This is a genomic window from Epilithonimonas sp. JDS (assembly GCF_021261315.1).
In the GTDB taxonomy this organism is placed as follows: Bacteria; Bacteroidota; Bacteroidia; order Flavobacteriales; family Weeksellaceae; genus Epilithonimonas.
This window is the reverse complement of sequence record NZ_JAJSAX010000001.1, coordinates 1,020,517-1,036,399: the sequence shown is the minus strand read 5'-3', so window position 1 is coordinate 1,036,399 and position 15,883 is coordinate 1,020,517. Positions and strand designations below refer to the sequence as shown.

General features: G+C 37.2%; 16 protein-coding genes. All 16 read right to left on the bottom strand.

What is annotated here, in order from left to right:
• Nucleotides 1-123 precede the first annotated feature (123 nt).
• On the bottom strand, nucleotides 124-1,185 hold the full coding sequence (locus tag LUD75_RS04900) for a beta-ketoacyl synthase N-terminal-like domain-containing protein (RefSeq protein ID WP_232704548.1): 1,062 nt from the start codon (nucleotides 1,183-1,185) through the stop codon (nucleotides 124-126).
• A complete protein-coding gene (locus LUD75_RS04895) occupies nucleotides 1,185-2,381 on the bottom strand; it encodes a beta-ketoacyl-[acyl-carrier-protein] synthase family protein (RefSeq protein ID WP_232704547.1) in 1,197 nt (398 codons plus the stop codon). The genes LUD75_RS04900 and LUD75_RS04895 overlap by 1 nt, the downstream gene beginning before the upstream one ends.
• 82 nt (nucleotides 2,382-2,463) lie before the next feature.
• The gene (locus LUD75_RS04890) at nucleotides 2,464-2,721 is read right to left on the bottom strand and encodes a phosphopantetheine-binding protein (RefSeq protein ID WP_034963026.1); all 258 of its coding nucleotides are present in this window, start codon (nucleotides 2,719-2,721) and stop codon (nucleotides 2,464-2,466) included.
• Nucleotides 2,722-2,811: 90 nt separating this feature from the next.
• Nucleotides 2,812-3,351 carry a 3-oxoacyl-ACP synthase gene (locus LUD75_RS04885; RefSeq protein WP_232704546.1) on the bottom strand — a complete coding sequence of 180 codons (540 nt, stop codon included), beginning with the start codon at nucleotides 3,349-3,351 and terminating at the stop codon, nucleotides 2,812-2,814.
• A gap of 10 nt (nucleotides 3,352-3,361) precedes the next feature.
• A complete protein-coding gene (locus tag LUD75_RS04880; protein ID WP_232704545.1) occupies nucleotides 3,362-4,495 on the bottom strand; it encodes a beta-ketoacyl synthase N-terminal-like domain-containing protein in 1,134 nt (377 codons plus the stop codon).
• A 56-nt stretch (nucleotides 4,496-4,551) separates the two neighbouring features.
• Nucleotides 4,552-4,971 (bottom strand): acyl-CoA thioesterase, encoded by a 420-nt coding sequence (locus LUD75_RS04875; protein ID WP_232704544.1) that lies wholly within the window; start codon nucleotides 4,969-4,971, stop codon nucleotides 4,552-4,554.
• Between the two features lie 77 nt (nucleotides 4,972-5,048).
• A complete protein-coding gene (locus LUD75_RS04870) occupies nucleotides 5,049-5,432 on the bottom strand; it encodes a GxxExxY protein (protein WP_232704543.1) in 384 nt (127 codons plus the stop codon).
• 137 nt (nucleotides 5,433-5,569) lie between these two features.
• Complete coding sequence (locus LUD75_RS04865) at nucleotides 5,570-6,832, bottom strand: ABC transporter permease (protein ID WP_232704542.1); 1,263 nt, start codon at nucleotides 6,830-6,832, stop codon at nucleotides 5,570-5,572.
• Nucleotides 6,822-7,574 (bottom strand): ABC transporter ATP-binding protein, encoded by a 753-nt coding sequence (locus tag LUD75_RS04860; RefSeq protein WP_232704541.1) that lies wholly within the window; start codon nucleotides 7,572-7,574, stop codon nucleotides 6,822-6,824. Before LUD75_RS04860 ends, LUD75_RS04865 begins: the two co-directional genes overlap by 11 nt.
• Nucleotide 7,575: 1 nt before the next feature.
• Nucleotides 7,576-8,571, bottom strand: a complete 996-nt coding sequence (locus LUD75_RS04855; protein ID WP_232704540.1) for a BtrH N-terminal domain-containing protein — start codon at nucleotides 8,569-8,571, stop codon at nucleotides 7,576-7,578.
• Nucleotides 8,572-8,629: 58 nt separating this feature from the next.
• Nucleotides 8,630-9,034 (bottom strand): hypothetical protein, encoded by a 405-nt coding sequence (locus LUD75_RS04850; RefSeq protein ID WP_232704539.1) that lies wholly within the window; start codon nucleotides 9,032-9,034, stop codon nucleotides 8,630-8,632.
• Between the two features lie 5 nt (nucleotides 9,035-9,039).
• Complete coding sequence (locus LUD75_RS04845) at nucleotides 9,040-9,483, bottom strand: ABC transporter permease (protein WP_232704538.1); 444 nt, start codon at nucleotides 9,481-9,483, stop codon at nucleotides 9,040-9,042.
• A 143-nt stretch (nucleotides 9,484-9,626) separates the two neighbouring features.
• Nucleotides 9,627-10,058 (bottom strand): hypothetical protein, encoded by a 432-nt coding sequence (locus tag LUD75_RS04840; RefSeq protein ID WP_232704537.1) that lies wholly within the window; start codon nucleotides 10,056-10,058, stop codon nucleotides 9,627-9,629.
• Nucleotides 10,058-11,197 carry a beta-ketoacyl-ACP synthase III gene (locus tag LUD75_RS04835; RefSeq protein WP_232704536.1) on the bottom strand — a complete coding sequence of 380 codons (1,140 nt, stop codon included), beginning with the start codon at nucleotides 11,195-11,197 and terminating at the stop codon, nucleotides 10,058-10,060. The genes LUD75_RS04840 and LUD75_RS04835 overlap by 1 nt, the downstream gene beginning before the upstream one ends.
• Nucleotides 11,198-11,200: 3 nt before the next feature.
• A complete protein-coding gene (locus LUD75_RS04830) occupies nucleotides 11,201-12,112 on the bottom strand; it encodes a dialkylrecorsinol condensing enzyme DarA (RefSeq protein WP_232704535.1) in 912 nt (303 codons plus the stop codon).
• A 41-nt stretch (nucleotides 12,113-12,153) separates the two neighbouring features.
• On the bottom strand, nucleotides 12,154-15,807 hold the full coding sequence (locus tag LUD75_RS04825; protein ID WP_232704534.1) for an MMPL family transporter: 3,654 nt from the start codon (nucleotides 15,805-15,807) through the stop codon (nucleotides 12,154-12,156).
• Nucleotides 15,808-15,883: the final 76 nt, after the last annotated feature.

Below are 15,883 nucleotides of genomic sequence, written 5' to 3'. Positions count from 1 at the left end.
TTTAATTTAAAATATTCGGCTACTTGTGGCAGTGTGTTTGTCATTTCATAGGAATGTCAGCAAAGAATTATGAGAGTTTAGATTCCTTTGGAATGACAAAGGCAGCAATTAAAATATAAATAATTAAGCCTTTTCCAGCAAAACCAAACTATGGTCAATTCCTCCGAGATGATTGTAGAGAAGAATATTTTGAATCCTTTCTTTTTTCACATCATTAATTTTCATCACTTCGGGAATCACCTGATTCTTCAAAATCTGACAAGCCATAAATGTTGAAAAACCGCTCGCTGTATTAAATTCGCCACTCAAATGCTTGTAATAAAGTTGGGAAGAATTTGGAAATAATTCCGATGCATTTTCGTAATAAACATCCGATTCTGAATCTCCGCTGAAACCTAAAATCACAGCATCAATATCTTCGTTTTTCAAATTATTTCGAGCTAAAAAATCTTCTATGAATTGTTGAGTTTCATTTAATTCTAATGAATTAACAATTTGAATATCTTTTAATTGCGCATAAGAAGTTTCAGTTTTATCTTTTCCTAAAACGAAAAAGCTTGAACCTTCGCCCCAAATCACGCCTTCCGTTGTTGAATTTAAATAATTAACCGGAAGATTTTCTTCTTTTTTAATGGAATTGCTCAATTTATAGAGCTCCATTGTTCTTTCCGTTTGTTCATCTGTTGAACCTACCAAAACATTTTCTGCCTCACCGTCCAAAATCTGAAGCTTTGCATCCAGCATTGAAAATTCAAGTGAAGATGAACTGTTGACGTACGTGAAATTATAGCCGTGACATTGCAATCCCAGAGCAATCTGTCCGGAAACCGTATTGTGTGTGGATTGAATGAAAAATGTTGGCGTAAGGAATTCTTCATTATTTTCCAAAACATTTTTCAGGAACTTTTCAGAATCCTGAGAACAGCCCATTCCGGTTCCTACAATAATAGAATCGGGTTTTTCAATTCCTGCTTCCTGTAAAGCTTTTGTGGAAGCTACGGAGCTCATTTTTACTGTTTTAGACATTCTCCGGCTCATCGCTGGCGGAATGAATTCTTTATAGTTGGGCTCGATGGCTTTTAAAATCTGAACTGAATTTTCAGGTTTTAAAGTGTCGAAAAAATTTTCGTTTAAAGTGTCCTGAACCGAGATGCAGGCGACACTGTTGATGTAAACTGCACTCATTATTTAGAGAAAATTAAAGTTGAACAGTTTCCGCCAAATCCAAATGAATTGGAAAGCACGTGGTTGATATTTTTTTCTTTCAGTTCAGTAACCGGCGTCAAATCAAATTCTTCCATTTTTGTTTTGAAATTTAAATTTGGAAAAATCACATTGTTCTGCATCGCCAAAATCGAATAGACTGCTTCAATTCCCGCCGCCGCCGCCAAGGTATGACCCGTAAACGCTTTCGTAGAACTGAATTCCGGAACCTGATTTTCACCAAAAATCCGAATCATTGCAATACCTTCGGATAAATCGTTATTCGGAGTCGCTGTGCCGTGAACATTGATGTAATCGATGTTTTCTTTATCTAAACCTGAGACTTTCAAAGCTTTTTCCATTGCTAAGAAAGCACCTTGACCGTTTTCCGAAGAAGCGGTTTGGTGGTGCGCGTCATTCGCATTTCCATAACCTGAGAGATAAGCGAGAACTTTTTTATTTTCTTTTTTGACAATTTCATCAGATTCCAAAACAAGGAAAGCGGCTGCTTCGCCCAAGTTCAGACCTTTTCTGTCATTGTCAAATGGTGTGTTGTAAGAATCCGTCAAAATCATCAGCGTATTAAATCCATTCAAAGTAAACTTCGAAAGTGAATCTGTACCGCCGACAATCACACGGTCCAGAACGCCGTTTTTGATGAGTTTTGCGCCCATCATAATTGCATTGGCTGCAGACGAACAGGCTGTGCTGATGGTAGAAACCATTCCTTTCAGTCCCAACATTTCTGCAATCGCCAAAGATGAATTTCCGGCATCGTGAGCGTCGATGTATTTTTGCTTTTCAGGGAAATCTTCGTAGGTGTAGAAATACTTTTCGGTGATGTCCATTCCGCCCACGCTGGTGGAGGATATGAGTCCGGTTTTATATTCGTTAATGTCCGAAATTCCGGCGCTTTCTACAGCTTCTTTTGCGGCCACCATCCCTAACAAAGCGGTTCTTGTGACATTGTTGTCTTCAGCTAGCTGAAGTTTCTGCACAAGTTCTTCATTAGACAATTTTATCTCGCCCGTTTTGATGCTTCCGGCGTGTCGTGTTTCAAACAGTTCGATGTCCGAAATACCGTGTTTACCGGTCGTCAGCGAAATAAAATTTTCCTCAACATTGTTACCAATGGAGGAAATGATGCCCATCCCTGTAATGGCAATTTTTTGACTCATCTTTTACAAATGTAACAATGTAGCAATGTAACAGTTTAACGATAATTGCTAGACTGTTACATTGTTAGATTGGTAAATTAATTTATTTTGTTCTGTTTTCTTCGATGTATTTTGCCATCACTTCGATAGACTGGAAGATTTCTTTTCCTTTTTTCGGGTCAGATAATTTGATTCCGTAGTCTTTGTCGAGAAGAACGATTAATTCCAAAGCGTCGATAGAATCCAAACCAAGACCACCACCGAAAAGCGGGTCTGTATCTTTAATTTCTTCTACTGCAACGTCCTCAAGATTAAGAACTTCTATGATTTTGTTTTTTAATTCTAATTTTAAATCTTCCATTTTTCAAAAATTTACCAATGTATCAATGTACCAGTTTACCGATTGGGACTGAATAGTATTGTTACATTGTTGTACTGTTATATTGTTAAATTACGTAGTTAGCAAATATACAAAAGCTTTATAACTTTCCTGATATAGTTCGACCCAGCCGCACAAGACTTTTTCAGCTTTCCCTGATTGCAGAATCTGTGCCGCGTATGAATTCAAAAATTCTTCATCGAATTCATCTAAAACGAAAAAAGCATTCTCGGTCTGCATTTTATGTTTAATACTGATTTCGCCGACGCAAATATTAGGAAGTGTGTAAACGAAAACAGCAGGACTCGGGAAATAATTATCCTGAGAATTAATGCTTTCCTGATATTTAAAATCGGTGTCGAGGCTTGAGGATTTATTGGCGAAAACCAAAGCGGTTTTGCTGTGGTCATCGTTTTTCAGAATCATTTCGGATGCCAGAAAAGCGAGTTTGCTGAGATTATCCATTTTATGAAATTTTGGATAATTCAGTTCTAAAGTTTTGTATGCTTCTTTAGCGAAATCTGAGAAATTTTCGGTTTCGGATTCAAAAATAATTTGGTCGTTGAGGATTATTTTTGAGCTTTCTATGGTGCAAATGTCTGTTTTCTTCATTATTATAGTTTTAACATTTCTCCAAAACAATGGCCGCATTACATCCACCAAAACCAGAAGCTGTTTTCAAAATATATTTGATTTCTGCAGACTGATTTTCTTTAATAATATTCAAATCCTGTGAAACACCCATTTCTTCAAAGTTTTTGGATGGAATTAAAGTATTTTTCAAAGCCGATTCCATAGAAATAATACTTTCCAATAAACCTGAAGCGCCCAGACAATGTCCATAATAACCTTTCATACTGTTGAGGGGAACATTTTGCAAATTCATTCGGTTGAAGGCGATGGCTTCCATCTCGTCGTTGTAAAGCGTTGCCGTTCCGTGTGCGGAAATGAAATCGATTTGGTCTGAAGAAACTTTCGCTTCTTTCATCGCATTTTGAACGCTCGCAAACAGTCCGTCGCCGGTTCTTGATGGTCCGGAAATGTGGTTGGCATCGTTAATCGCTGAGTCGCCCAGAACTTTAAACTTAAATTTTTCGTTCTGATGTAATTCTGAACTTATGTAAACACTTGCAGTTGCTTCGCCTAAATTAATTCCATTTCGGTTTTTGTCGTAAGGTTTGCAAGGCTCACTTCCAATTGCCTGAAATGAATTGAAACCTGAAATTACAAACTCAGAAATCTCATCTCCAGCGACCACGAAAGCGTCTTTATATTGTCCTGCCTGAATCATATTTTTCGCCACAGAAATCGCCATCACTCCTGAAACACAGGCATTGGAAACGACAATCGGTTTGGTTTTAAATCCAAAAAAATCTGCCAGTTTTTGTGCTAATTTTGAAAGATAAATGCCTTCCGGTAAAGTGGTTTCGTTTTTTAATAAACTGATATTTCCTTTAGTTGTTGAAAGAATAAAAGAAGTGTCATCTGAAATCGAATGTCTTTCTACCAAAGGTTTCAGACTCAACAAAAACATTTTTTCAAGTCTTGTGAAATTCTGATTATCGAAGTTTTTATTAAATTCCTCTTCCAATTTCTCAGAATCAATTTTAGAAACAAAGAAAGCTTCGTGATTATCGATAATTTTATGCAAAGCTACGCCGGATTTTCCTTCCAAAAGTGCGTTCCAGTTTGATTCTACATCAAAACCCAAAGGCGTGACGCAGTTGTAATCCGTAATGTAAATTTCTCTGTTCATTTATGAAATTTTCGATTCATATTTTAAAAAGCCTAAAGCTAATAGCCAATCGCCAACTATAATCCCATTTTATCTTTCCAAGTTTGAAAAAAATCGGGATTGTAGAGACATAAATTATTTTCAGAATCCAGAAAAACCTGAATGGTCTCTCCACTGCAAACCAATTGATTCTGCTGATTGAAAATCTCATATTTATAAATCAATTTTGCCGATACAGAATTGATGAAAGTCGTTACAATATTGAAGGTTTCTCCATATTTCAAAGGAAGAAAATGCTCGCACGTACTTTTTACAATCGGCGTTACAAATCCAGCTTTCTGAATGTCGAGATAGGTCAAACCGTGCTGTCTTCCGAAAGCTTCTCTTCCGTCTTCAAAATATACGATGTAATGCCCGTGCCAGACGATTCCCAGCGGGTCTGTCTCGTTGAACCGGACGCGTACTTCTTCGGTACAGGTTAAATTTTTAGACTGCATTTTGTTTTGTTTTTAACCACAATGGGCACAAAGGTTTTCACAAGGGAAACTATTTAAATTCAATTATTTTATTAAAATTAGTCAATTGTTCCGTTGATTAATCTCTTGACACCATTTTTAAATAAAACCGAGTTAAAATTAATGAGTAAACCCAATTTACAGTTGCTTAGTTTTAAATAGGTTAAAACTTGAGCAATATGAATGTCATTCAATGATTCTACAGATTTTATTTCTAGGACAACTTTTCTTTCAATTAAAAAATCGAGTCTGTAGCCAATGTCCAGTTTTATATCTTCATAAATTAATGGCATTGGTTTCTGTTTTTCTATCAATAATCCTGATTTCTTCAATTCAAAGTGCAGACATTCTTCATAAGCGCTTTCCAAAAGCCCTGCTCCAAGTTGACGATGAACTTTCAATCCTGCATCAAATACAACTTTTGAAATCTCATTTTCATTCATATTATTTGTGTTTAAAGTTATTCTTTCTATTTTACCGCAAAGGGCACAATGGCTTTCACAAAGAGCACAAATAAAAACTATTTAATTCATCCTTGTGCACCTTGTGAAAAATCTTAGTGTTCTTTGTGGTTAAAAGTTTAAACACTATTTTGTTTCCTTTCGTAAAGTAAAGAAATCGTCACCATCGCAATATAAAATAAAAATAAGAAAATCAGTTCCTTGGCAATTTCGCCAATGCCACTGTTTCTCAAAATAATATCGTAATATGCATTCAGTCCCCAGTTCATCGGGGAAAATTGCGCAATTTTCTGCATAAATTCAGGCATCAGGAAAACCGGAACCCAAATTCCGCCAATCGCCGCCAAGACTACTACAGAAGTCGCTCCAAACGGCGCTGACTGTTCCTGAGTGTCGGAAACGGTTCCAATCAAAACTCCAAATCCAATCGCTGCCAATCCTGCAAAAAGAGTCACAATAAGCAGATGAAACATTTTTCCTGAAACATCAAACTGAGGTAAATCCATTAGCGGGAAAAGCCAGATTCCCACTGCAACCATCAGCAAAAACTGGATGACACAAATGATGAGATAGGTGAATGTTTTTCCTAAAATGTGAATGTAATACGGCGTCGGGCTCACGCGAACTCTCACGCTCGTTCCCTGACTTTTTTCTTTGACTAAATTAATCGACAACGGCACCACAATAAAGAAAATCGCAAACAGCGCCCACGCAGGAACGTTGTGTTGTACGGAATTTGGCATCACTTCTTCGTTGCCTTTGTTCGGTGTGATTTCTTTGAAGGTAATAAGACTTTTATTCTCAAGGTCTTCGGTTGTTCCAAGTTGGTCCTGGAAGGCTTTGTAGATTTTTTTATTTTCGATTTCAAAAACCATTTTGTTGATGGCATTCATCACAGAATTTTTGAAACCTGCGTTGGTGGCGGGGTCGAAATAGAGATGAATGTCTTTTGCCTTTGAAGCTACAGCTTTTGTCGTGGTCGAATCTGTTTCCAAACCAAACGAACTTACGACGGTCTGAACTTTAGAATCGATATTTGAGTTTAAATCTTTCGTCAGATTTTCAGGAATGACGATGGCCATCTGATAATCTCCCGTGAACACAGCTTTCTCAGCCGATTTTTCGTTGTAGTCGGTGACCAGTTCAAATGTTTTGCTGGTTTCCAGTTCTATTTTGATGACTTTGGAAACTTCAGATTTATCGTTATCAATAAAAATAATCGGGATTTTCGAACCTTCCAGATTTTTGAATGTCGAATCCTGAATTAAAGTAATCGTAATAATCAACAGCAACGGCATCAGGAAAATAATGACAATTCCGCCTGAATCTCGCTTCAATAACTGAATTTCCTTGATGAAACTTCTCCACAATTTATACAACATCTCTCAATTCTTTTCCGGTTAATGAAATGAAAACATCCTCCAGGTTTTCCGCATTGGCAACTCTTTCTACCAATTCTTCCGGTGTTCCCGTTGCGTGGATTTTTCCGTGGTCGATGATGGCGATTTTTGTACAGAATTCCTCAGCTTCAGATAAGTGATGCGAGGTGTAAATAATGCACGTTCCTTTTTTATTTAAATCTAAAAGATAATCGATAATGGCTTTTTTGGATTGAACATCAACGCCAACAGTCGGCTCGTCAAGAAACAGAACTTTTGGGTTGTGAAGTGTACCGGCAATCAGATTGCAACGGCGTTTCATTCCGCCTGAAAACTGGTCGACTTTTTTATTGGCAAATTTCGTTAAGCCCATCAATTCTAAAGCTTCATCGATCGCTTTGTGAAGATAATCGTTTTTCAAACCATACAGACTTCCGAAAAACAGAAGGTTTTCTTTCGCCGTCAAAGTCGGGTAGAGCGCGTATTCCTGAGGAACAACGCCGATGATTTGTTTAATTTTCGAATTGTCTTTTTTGGGCGACAATCCGTTGATGGTAAAACTTCCTAAGGTTGGTTTAATCAAACCTGAAAGCATAGAAATCAATGTTGTTTTCCCCGCTCCGTTAGGACCGAGAATTCCGTAGATTTCGTTTTTATCGATGTTCAAAGAAATGTCATTAACCGAAAAGTCTTCCGAGTTTTTGTATTTCTTGTAGAGGTTTTTTATTTCGATGATATTCTCCAAACTATATCGCTTTTCTCAATTTCTTATAAAATGCCTCCTCCAAATCGGCAATATGCAACATCGATTTTGAAAGCTGATTGTAAATATCGCTTTTCGAATTTCTGTTTTTGTAAACCCTTGCAATATCCACGGCAAAATCTCTCCAAAGGTCGCCAATTGTGGTAATTTCTTTAGATAATTCTTTCAATTCTTCATTCTTAAGAATCACTGAAGCTTCCTGCAAAAAAGCGCCGTAAATAAACCTGAATCCGCCACCGCCGGTTCCGATTTCTTCCTGCATTCTGATGAGTTGTCCGAGATAATGGTTGGTCACTTTCGTGCCTTTTTTCTCAGCCCATTTCGGGATGCTTTTCGCCACCCAACGCATTGCTTTTACGCCAATTAAAGGAACTGGAGCGAGCATATTTTTGCAGGTGTCTTTAATTCCTTTTTTGATGGCTTCTTCCAGATGAACATTCTCAGGAATGTGTGTCGGGAAATACATATGACCTTTTGGAGCAAGTGCACCTTTTGCATAACGAACTTTTTCCAGTTCAGCCTCGGTCAACGTAGTTGCAAAATCCATAACAGGGTCACTGATGAGGAATTTACCGTCCTCCTTTCCGTAAACCACAAGATTGTGAGCGTTGAAATGGAATTTATATTCTTCAGGGAAATATGTTAAGTTGAAAACACCAACTTGTAAACCTGTCGGGATGTTTTGTTCTAAATTTTTCTCCAAAGCAGCCTGCGCTTCCTTCGGATTTGAAAATTTAATTCTTTTTATTTTGATGCCCAGTCTTTTTGCCGCTTTACTGAAAATAGCTCCCGGCATCGGACGATAACTGAAACCCGGCGCAAAATTCACTTTTAGAAAAGGCAGATACACAAAAAATAATCCTGAACCGATTCCGAAAATCATTGGTTCGCTTAATTTTAACCCTTTGTTGAGAAGTAAATTGGAGGCAACACCGTTTTCGCAGTGGGCTGTCTGATGGTGTTCGAAATTTATTTTCATTCGTTGTTTCTTTAAAACCCCTTCAGATTTCAAAACTCTGAAGGGGTTATTTATTTCATTATTTCCCGTCAAAATTTTTCAGTTCATCTACCGAAATTCCGAACGTGTCGGCGTATTTTTTCAAAGTAGAATCGCTGAGTTTTTTAAATGTTTTCGGTTTTGCGTGCCGTTTGACTGTCCATTGCCACTTTCCGACGTATGCCGAGAGAACCTGCAAATCCATTTTGTTGAGTTCCATAAAATAGATGATTGGGCTCACGACATTATTCGCCACATTTTGTTTGGCTTCTTCAATTCTTTCGTTGATGAGCTCCATCGATTCATCTAAGGCCGCTTTTTTGGCTTCCCAACCGATGCTTTGCGCGGTGGTGTAATTGTTATTTTCATCAGTCACATATAACATTTCGGTCATATTTGCTGACTGCAAATTACTTTCGTCTTGTGGAATGTCTTGTTTTTTCATTGATTTTAATTTTTCAATTCCTGAATAAACAAATTGATTTCTGCTCGGATGAGTAATTTATCATTAATAAAAGTCTCGCAGAAAATGTTGCAAATGTTCTCGTACTGGGAAATCAGAGAAGCTTTGGAAATGATATTGTCGCCCACTTTTGGCAACGCAAAAATCTCTATTTTTTTGATATTGGTAATGAAACCGATGACTTTGGTTTCCACATCCGGACCTTTGAAAAAACTTTGTCCAAGAATCGATGAACAGGTTTGCGCCACATTTTCTATCAATCCAGCTTCAACAAATTCATTATTTAAAACAAAAATATTATTGGGCTTGATTTCGAAAGAAGTGATGACGGTTTCCGGTGTCAATTCCAAAATGTAATCCGCCATCAGCATTGGTTTGCGATGGGGAAGAAAATTGTGGATGTTGATTAAGTTGTCGGCCTTCAGTTCCATATTTTATTTTAACCACAAAAGTCACAAAAGCTTTTGCTATTTTTTATTTTTAAAAAGTTCAAAAAAGATAATCGTTTTAAAACTGTCTTTTTTGAACTTAGACTAATTAATTTTTTCTTTTGTGACTTTTGTGGTTTATTTTTTTATTTCACAACGGTTTTCATCTGCGATTTTGCAATCACGGTTTCATTGATTTTCGTCACGATTTCAACCAGAGTGACGCCCATCATTTCGTTCAGGATTGTCGCTTCAGAAATCAATTGGTCGCCTACTTTTGGTAAGCTGTCAACTTCAACAGATTTGATAGCGCCGATGTAACCAGTCGGCGATTCCTTACCCAAAAGAAAATATTTGTAACCCGTATGCAAAGCCACAGTTTGAGCCTGATGTTCTATCAAACCAGAAGCCTGGAAAATGCCTTCGCTCACGAAAATATTATCTTCCTTAATGGTAAATCCGGAAACCACGTGATTCTCCGAATAGTCGGAAACTTCGCCAACCATTACAAAAGGAAATCGTTGTGGAATAAGACTTTCTACAAAATCTTTGTCGGAATTTGGTAAGTTGCTTTCCATTAGCAAACCGTTAATAAGGCACAAGAGTAAGCGAATCTTCCACTTTCCGGAACGCAAAGAAGGATTTTTTCACCTTTCTTCAATTTTCCAGAATTCATCAATTGTTCAACAGCGATGAAGATAGAACCAGCACCGATGTTCCCAACTTCGGAAAGGTTGTAGAACCATTTTTCCCAAGGGAAATCCAAACCTACATTGGCGAATTCCTCTTTCAATCCATCTTTGAAGTAACCGGAAGAGATGTGCGCCAAAACGTGGTCCACAGTTTCCGGGTCCAACTGATGTTTGTCGAAAGATGTTCTCAAACTTTCTGCACCTTTTACCAAGATATATTTGTCAAGGATTTTCGTATCCTGTTTCAAAGCGAAAATCGATTGTTTCAACCATTCGTCAGAAGGGTAATCTGCCCAAGATTTCAGGCTTCCATCTTCCTGTTTTTCACAGCCGGAATACATACAAGCTTCGATTTGGTGTGCATAAGAATAGAAATCAATCCATTCAATTCTGAGAGATGTTTCATTTTCTCTTGGCTTATTTTCAAGCAAGAATGCACCTGCGCCGTCAGACAACATCCATCGTAGGAATTCTCTTTTGAAGGCTACGATTGGTCTTTCTTCCAAAAGTTTCAGGTTTTCTGCTTCGTGGTCAAATTTGTCCGCCGTCATCCAGGAAGAAAATCTTTCCGAACCTACACAAACGGCATTTTCTTTTACGCCCGCTTTCACGGAAAGAAATCCATAGTTTAGAGCATTCATACCGGAGTTGCAAAGTCCCATAGATGTGTTGATTTCTACAGATTTTCCAATGTTCAGTTCGCCGTGAACCATTGAGGCGTGCGAAGGCTGGATTTGGTCTGCAGAAGTCGTTCCGCAAGACAAAAGTTCCATATCTTCTTTTTTGAAATTCTCATCAAAAAGGCCTTCAATTGCATTTGCAGTGATTTGAGCATTGGTATGCGTTGGTTGTCCGTTTTTGTCGAGAGCGTAATATCTTGTTTTGATTTGATTATTTCTCAAAATCAAGGCTCTGGCTTTGGAGGGTTTATTGTTGACCAATCCCAGATGTGTTTCCATTTCGTCATTGGAAACCGGGTCGTTGGGTAAGTATGTGGATGATTTTGTGATGTATACGTTGCTCATCTTTTATTTTAAATTTATTCCTTGTAAATATTCTCTCTGTTTTTTTCTTTTGAACCACAAAATAGGCGTCAACAGCAAATGGAATACCAAAACTATTGGTGAGACTACCCAGATTGCCGTCATCAAATATACCTTAAAGAATTTTATCAGCAAAGGTCGTTTTTCTTTTTTATTGATAATCAATTTGCTCCAAATGGTGAAAATTTTGTTTCCCACTTTTTCCATTCTCACAAGAAAAGGACGGATTTCCACGGCACCATTTTTTACTAAATCGGGTTGAAGATTGGCAAAATCGCCTTTGTCTAAATATCTTTTGATGATTTCGCCGTATTTCCCTGCGCCATTAATTTCCTCGTCGGAAACGCCGGCGGCTGGCAGCATTCCGGAAGCTTCTTTTTTTCCGGTGGTAAGCCATTTGAGAATCGTCAAAACGCTGGTGTAATTGTCGTGTCTGTCCACCAATGCGATGTTTCCGACCAATTTGGCGTTCATTCTTTTCAAATAGACTTTCAGCTTTTCCTGGGAAAGCATCCACATATTTCGGGTTCCGGAGATGGTCACGATTGGCGTGTCTTTCAGGATATTTTCAGCAAATCCACTTTTCAAAAATGAAATAACCGGAATTGATGGCGTGAGATACCAAACCTGATAGCCGAAAAGAATCAAATCGAATTTGGTGTTCAAAACTTCATCCGAAGGCGGATAGATGTCGCTCGGAATTTGAAGGTAAGATTCGGGGAAAGTGTTGAAAAAAACATCGCCTGACCAAGGAAAAGGGAAGTCTTTTTTCAGTTGAATGTTATAATAGGTGACTTTGTATTGTTCATTATTTTCGAACGGCTTGGCGACATTTTTTACGATATCTTCCAGTTGTCCGGTCTGAGAATAATAAATGACAAGTATGTTTTTCTGCATCAGAATTTAATATAAAAACAAAAATAAGATTTTCAAATTTATTATTTGCGTCTTAATACTTTAATTGATTCTGAATTGTGTGCTAAGTTAAAATTGAGATTGTTGGAAAGTGTATTTCCTGTATTGAGAAAAATGATGGTTTCCGGTAAATTCGGTATTTCAGAAAGGTCGAAATTTTGGTCAGAGATTAGGAGTAAATCAATGGTTTTAGTAATGTCAGAAAGGTTTTCGATGTAATTGATTTTTCGTCTTTTGACAAGATAATTTTGTTCAGCGATTTCTCGATTCTCCTTATTTTTAATAAAACTAAATATCTTTCTTCCAGCTTGTTGAAACGTCAAGAGAAAGTCCTTTTGTCCGAAGTCATCAGCAATATGAAGAATTACCGCGTCTTTTGGAATGTATTTATTCAATTCAAAATAAACCGATTTGTTTTCACTGAAATCAGCTTTCACAGCCTTTACAACTTCAGTCTCTTTGTAAAGGAAACTCAGGAATAATTTCTTTTTGAAATAATCTTCGTCCTCAATTTCGTTTCTCAGTTTCGCAAATTCTTTTCGGAAATCAGCATTGATGTTTTTCGCTCGCTCTTTATATGTCATTCCAAAAGTCAAATCATCCTTGCTGATTCTTTCACCAACTTTCACCGTAATACTTCCATCATAAATAATGAAATCGCCTTTCGGTAAAACCTCAGAATTCCCGTGAATGTAAATCGGCAAAATGTCTAAACTAAATTCTTCGGCCAAATAAAATGCGCCCTTGTGAAAACGTTTGATATCATTGGTATAGGACCTTTCAGCTTCCGGAAAAACGACAAGCGAATAACCTTGGTCAATCTTTTCTTTCAATTTTTCCTTCCCATTTTCGATGCCTTGAGAAACTGGGAAAAACCCTAAAGCTTTCACGAGTTTTCCAAAAATAGGCGAATCATAAACCCAATCGTTCACGAGATAAACGATTTTGTGCGTTGTCATTCCAATCGCCAAAGTGTCGAGAAAAGAGGTGTGATTTGCAATGATAATCGCTGGTTTGCTGAAATCTTCGTTCGGATTTGCAATGACTTTCTTCTTCACAAATGGATTTCCGTAAAGGACCGATTTCATAAACTTGGCTAAAATCAATTTGATGATATCCAAAGTTTTTCCTTTCGCATTTTTCACGAAAATACTTCCAAGCGCAGAGAACATCAATCCTCCCAAACCATAATAAATAAAGAGAATCACGGAATGAAAAAACAGTCTGAGCGTAATTGGCGACAAACCTTTTTTCTGTCTATTAATAATTAAAAATCTAAACCAAAACGGATATAAAGTTGAGGTAATGATAATCACGGAAAGCATTCCAATCAAAGCGACTAAAGCCAAAGAATGCAATGCGGGATGTTTTGCGAAAATCAAAGAACCGATAGATAAAATCGTGGTGAAGACTGCCAAAATAATCGAAATTCTGTACGTCGGAAGTTCATTTTTTCCTGTCGTATGTTCTTTCTGCATTGCTTTCGTGAGGAAAATACTGAAATCGTCACCAACCCCGAAAACCAATGTGCAGACAACGGTACTGAAAATATTGAGTTCCAATCCTAAGAAATATAAAATTCCCGCCGTCACAACTCCAGTTAAAACAATTGGAAACATTGTCAACAAAGTCAGTTCAAAATTTCTGAAGAAAACGATAATGGTCAGGAGAATTGCCAACAGAGAGTAATTAATCAACGTATTGAAATCTCTTTTCAGCAATCCCAAAAAGTTCTCATTCATCTGCTGACGGTCGATGGCGATGGCGTCGTGTTTCTTTTCAATGTCTTGTATGAAGGCATCTCTTTTATTTTCGTCTACTTTTACCACATTCGAAACGGTGTAAAAACCATTTTCCTGACTCAGGAATTCTGAGATTTGAAGCGCTTTTATTTTTTCGTAATCTTTGAGACTTAAAGTAGAATAGGATTTATTTAAATTTTCATTAAACTGGTCAAAAGCCGAACTGTTGAAACCGAATTTGTTCCCATTCGAAACCAATTCAGAAATTGTGGAGTTCTTCTTATTATCGTTCCAGAAATTTTGCCAGATTGCTACTTTTTTCTGCTGGTCTTCTTTAGACAAAACAACATTTCCAAGCGAATTATAACTTAAAATTTTGCCTTCTTTTTTTTCTTTATCCAGAAACTGGCTCAAATCTGAATTTCTTGCGAGAGCTTCTTCCTCAGAGTTTCCGTAAGAAATCGTGTAGATGGATTTTGAGGTGATGTCTGACAGTTTTTCAAGTTTCGCCTCACTGATTTTTAATTCTTTCGGAATGTAATTTAAGTCGCCAATGTTTTCATTGAAACCCACGTGACGGAAACCAAACAAACACGCAATAATCACAAGCGAACAGCCGATAATCAACGGCTTGTTTTTTTCGTAAGGATAATGCCCGATTTTATCAATGAAGTTGGTGTTTAATGTATCTGATTTTTCTTTCGGGTGATACAGTTGCGGAACAATGATTAAAGCTAAAACGGAAGAAAATAAAACCGTAATCGATGCGAAAAGTCCCAAATCTTTCAAAGCTTCCGAACGTACAAAAACCAAGCATAAAAATGAAACCGCCGTGGTTGCACTACTTAAAATTATTGGCTGTGTAATTTCTTTGTAAAGCTCTTCAATATTGTTGTTGTGCTTGTAATGCGTGAGAATGTGAAGCGCATAGTCAATCGTAATCCCTATCAAAATCGCACCAACGCTCAATGAAATGGCTGAAATTTTATCTTTAATAAAATACAAAACCATCAACGCCAACAAAACAGAGAATAAGGTCGGCAGGAAAACGATAATCGGGGTGAAAAAATTTCGGAAATAATAAATCAGTAAAATTAGCAAAACCGTCATCGAAATAATGACCGTGTTTTGAATATCTTTCTTGATTTGCTGGGCATTGGCAACCGCAATTACCGGCGAACCAAAATAACTCAGTTCAGTTTTACCTTTGAATTCTTTGTTGAGGTTGTCTTTGATTTCGTTTAACTGATTGACAAATGTTTCGTTGTTTTTAGTATCGTTGCTTTTATTTTTAGGTTCAATGAAAAGCAGAAGGTTTTTCCCGTCTTTGGTAACAATGTAATTATCTTCAAGCTTGAAATCTTTGCTGATGTTTAAAGCATTCAGTTTTTTAATTCCGAGAAAAGTAATTCCCAAAGGATCTTTTTTAATAAAATCTTTCGTTACCAAACTTGTTGGCGAAACCAAAGAAACGTAATTGTTCTCGACCTGTTTAGCAATGCTGTCTTTGTTGAGTTTTCTTTCAATTTCCAGATAATCGTTTTCGTCTAAAAACAATGGGAGATTCTGATTGACAAAATCAAACGTTTCGGAAATCTCATTATCATTTACCTTTCCCTGAACGGAACTGATGTATTGCTCTAAAGGCTTTGTTTTTTCTAAAAATGAATCAGCCGTTTCGGATAACTGGAAATTGTCGTCTTTCGATTTCTTTTCGATGATGACGATGATTTTGTCAGAGAAATTAAGTTGTTTAAGAACTTTCGCCGTGAGGTCAGACTTTTCACTTTTTGGGATAATCTGATTGATATCTTCTTCAAAATTGATTTTCGATGCAAAAAACAAGCACAGAAAAGCAACTCCCATCGCAACGGCAACGGAAAGGATTCTGTTTTTGGCAATCAGATAATATAAATGAATGAAAAAGCGATGCATTTGTTATTCTATCAGATTTATCAAATCGCGAATTTGTTTGTCGGTGATTGCTCCTTGTTCGGACTTGTCATAAATT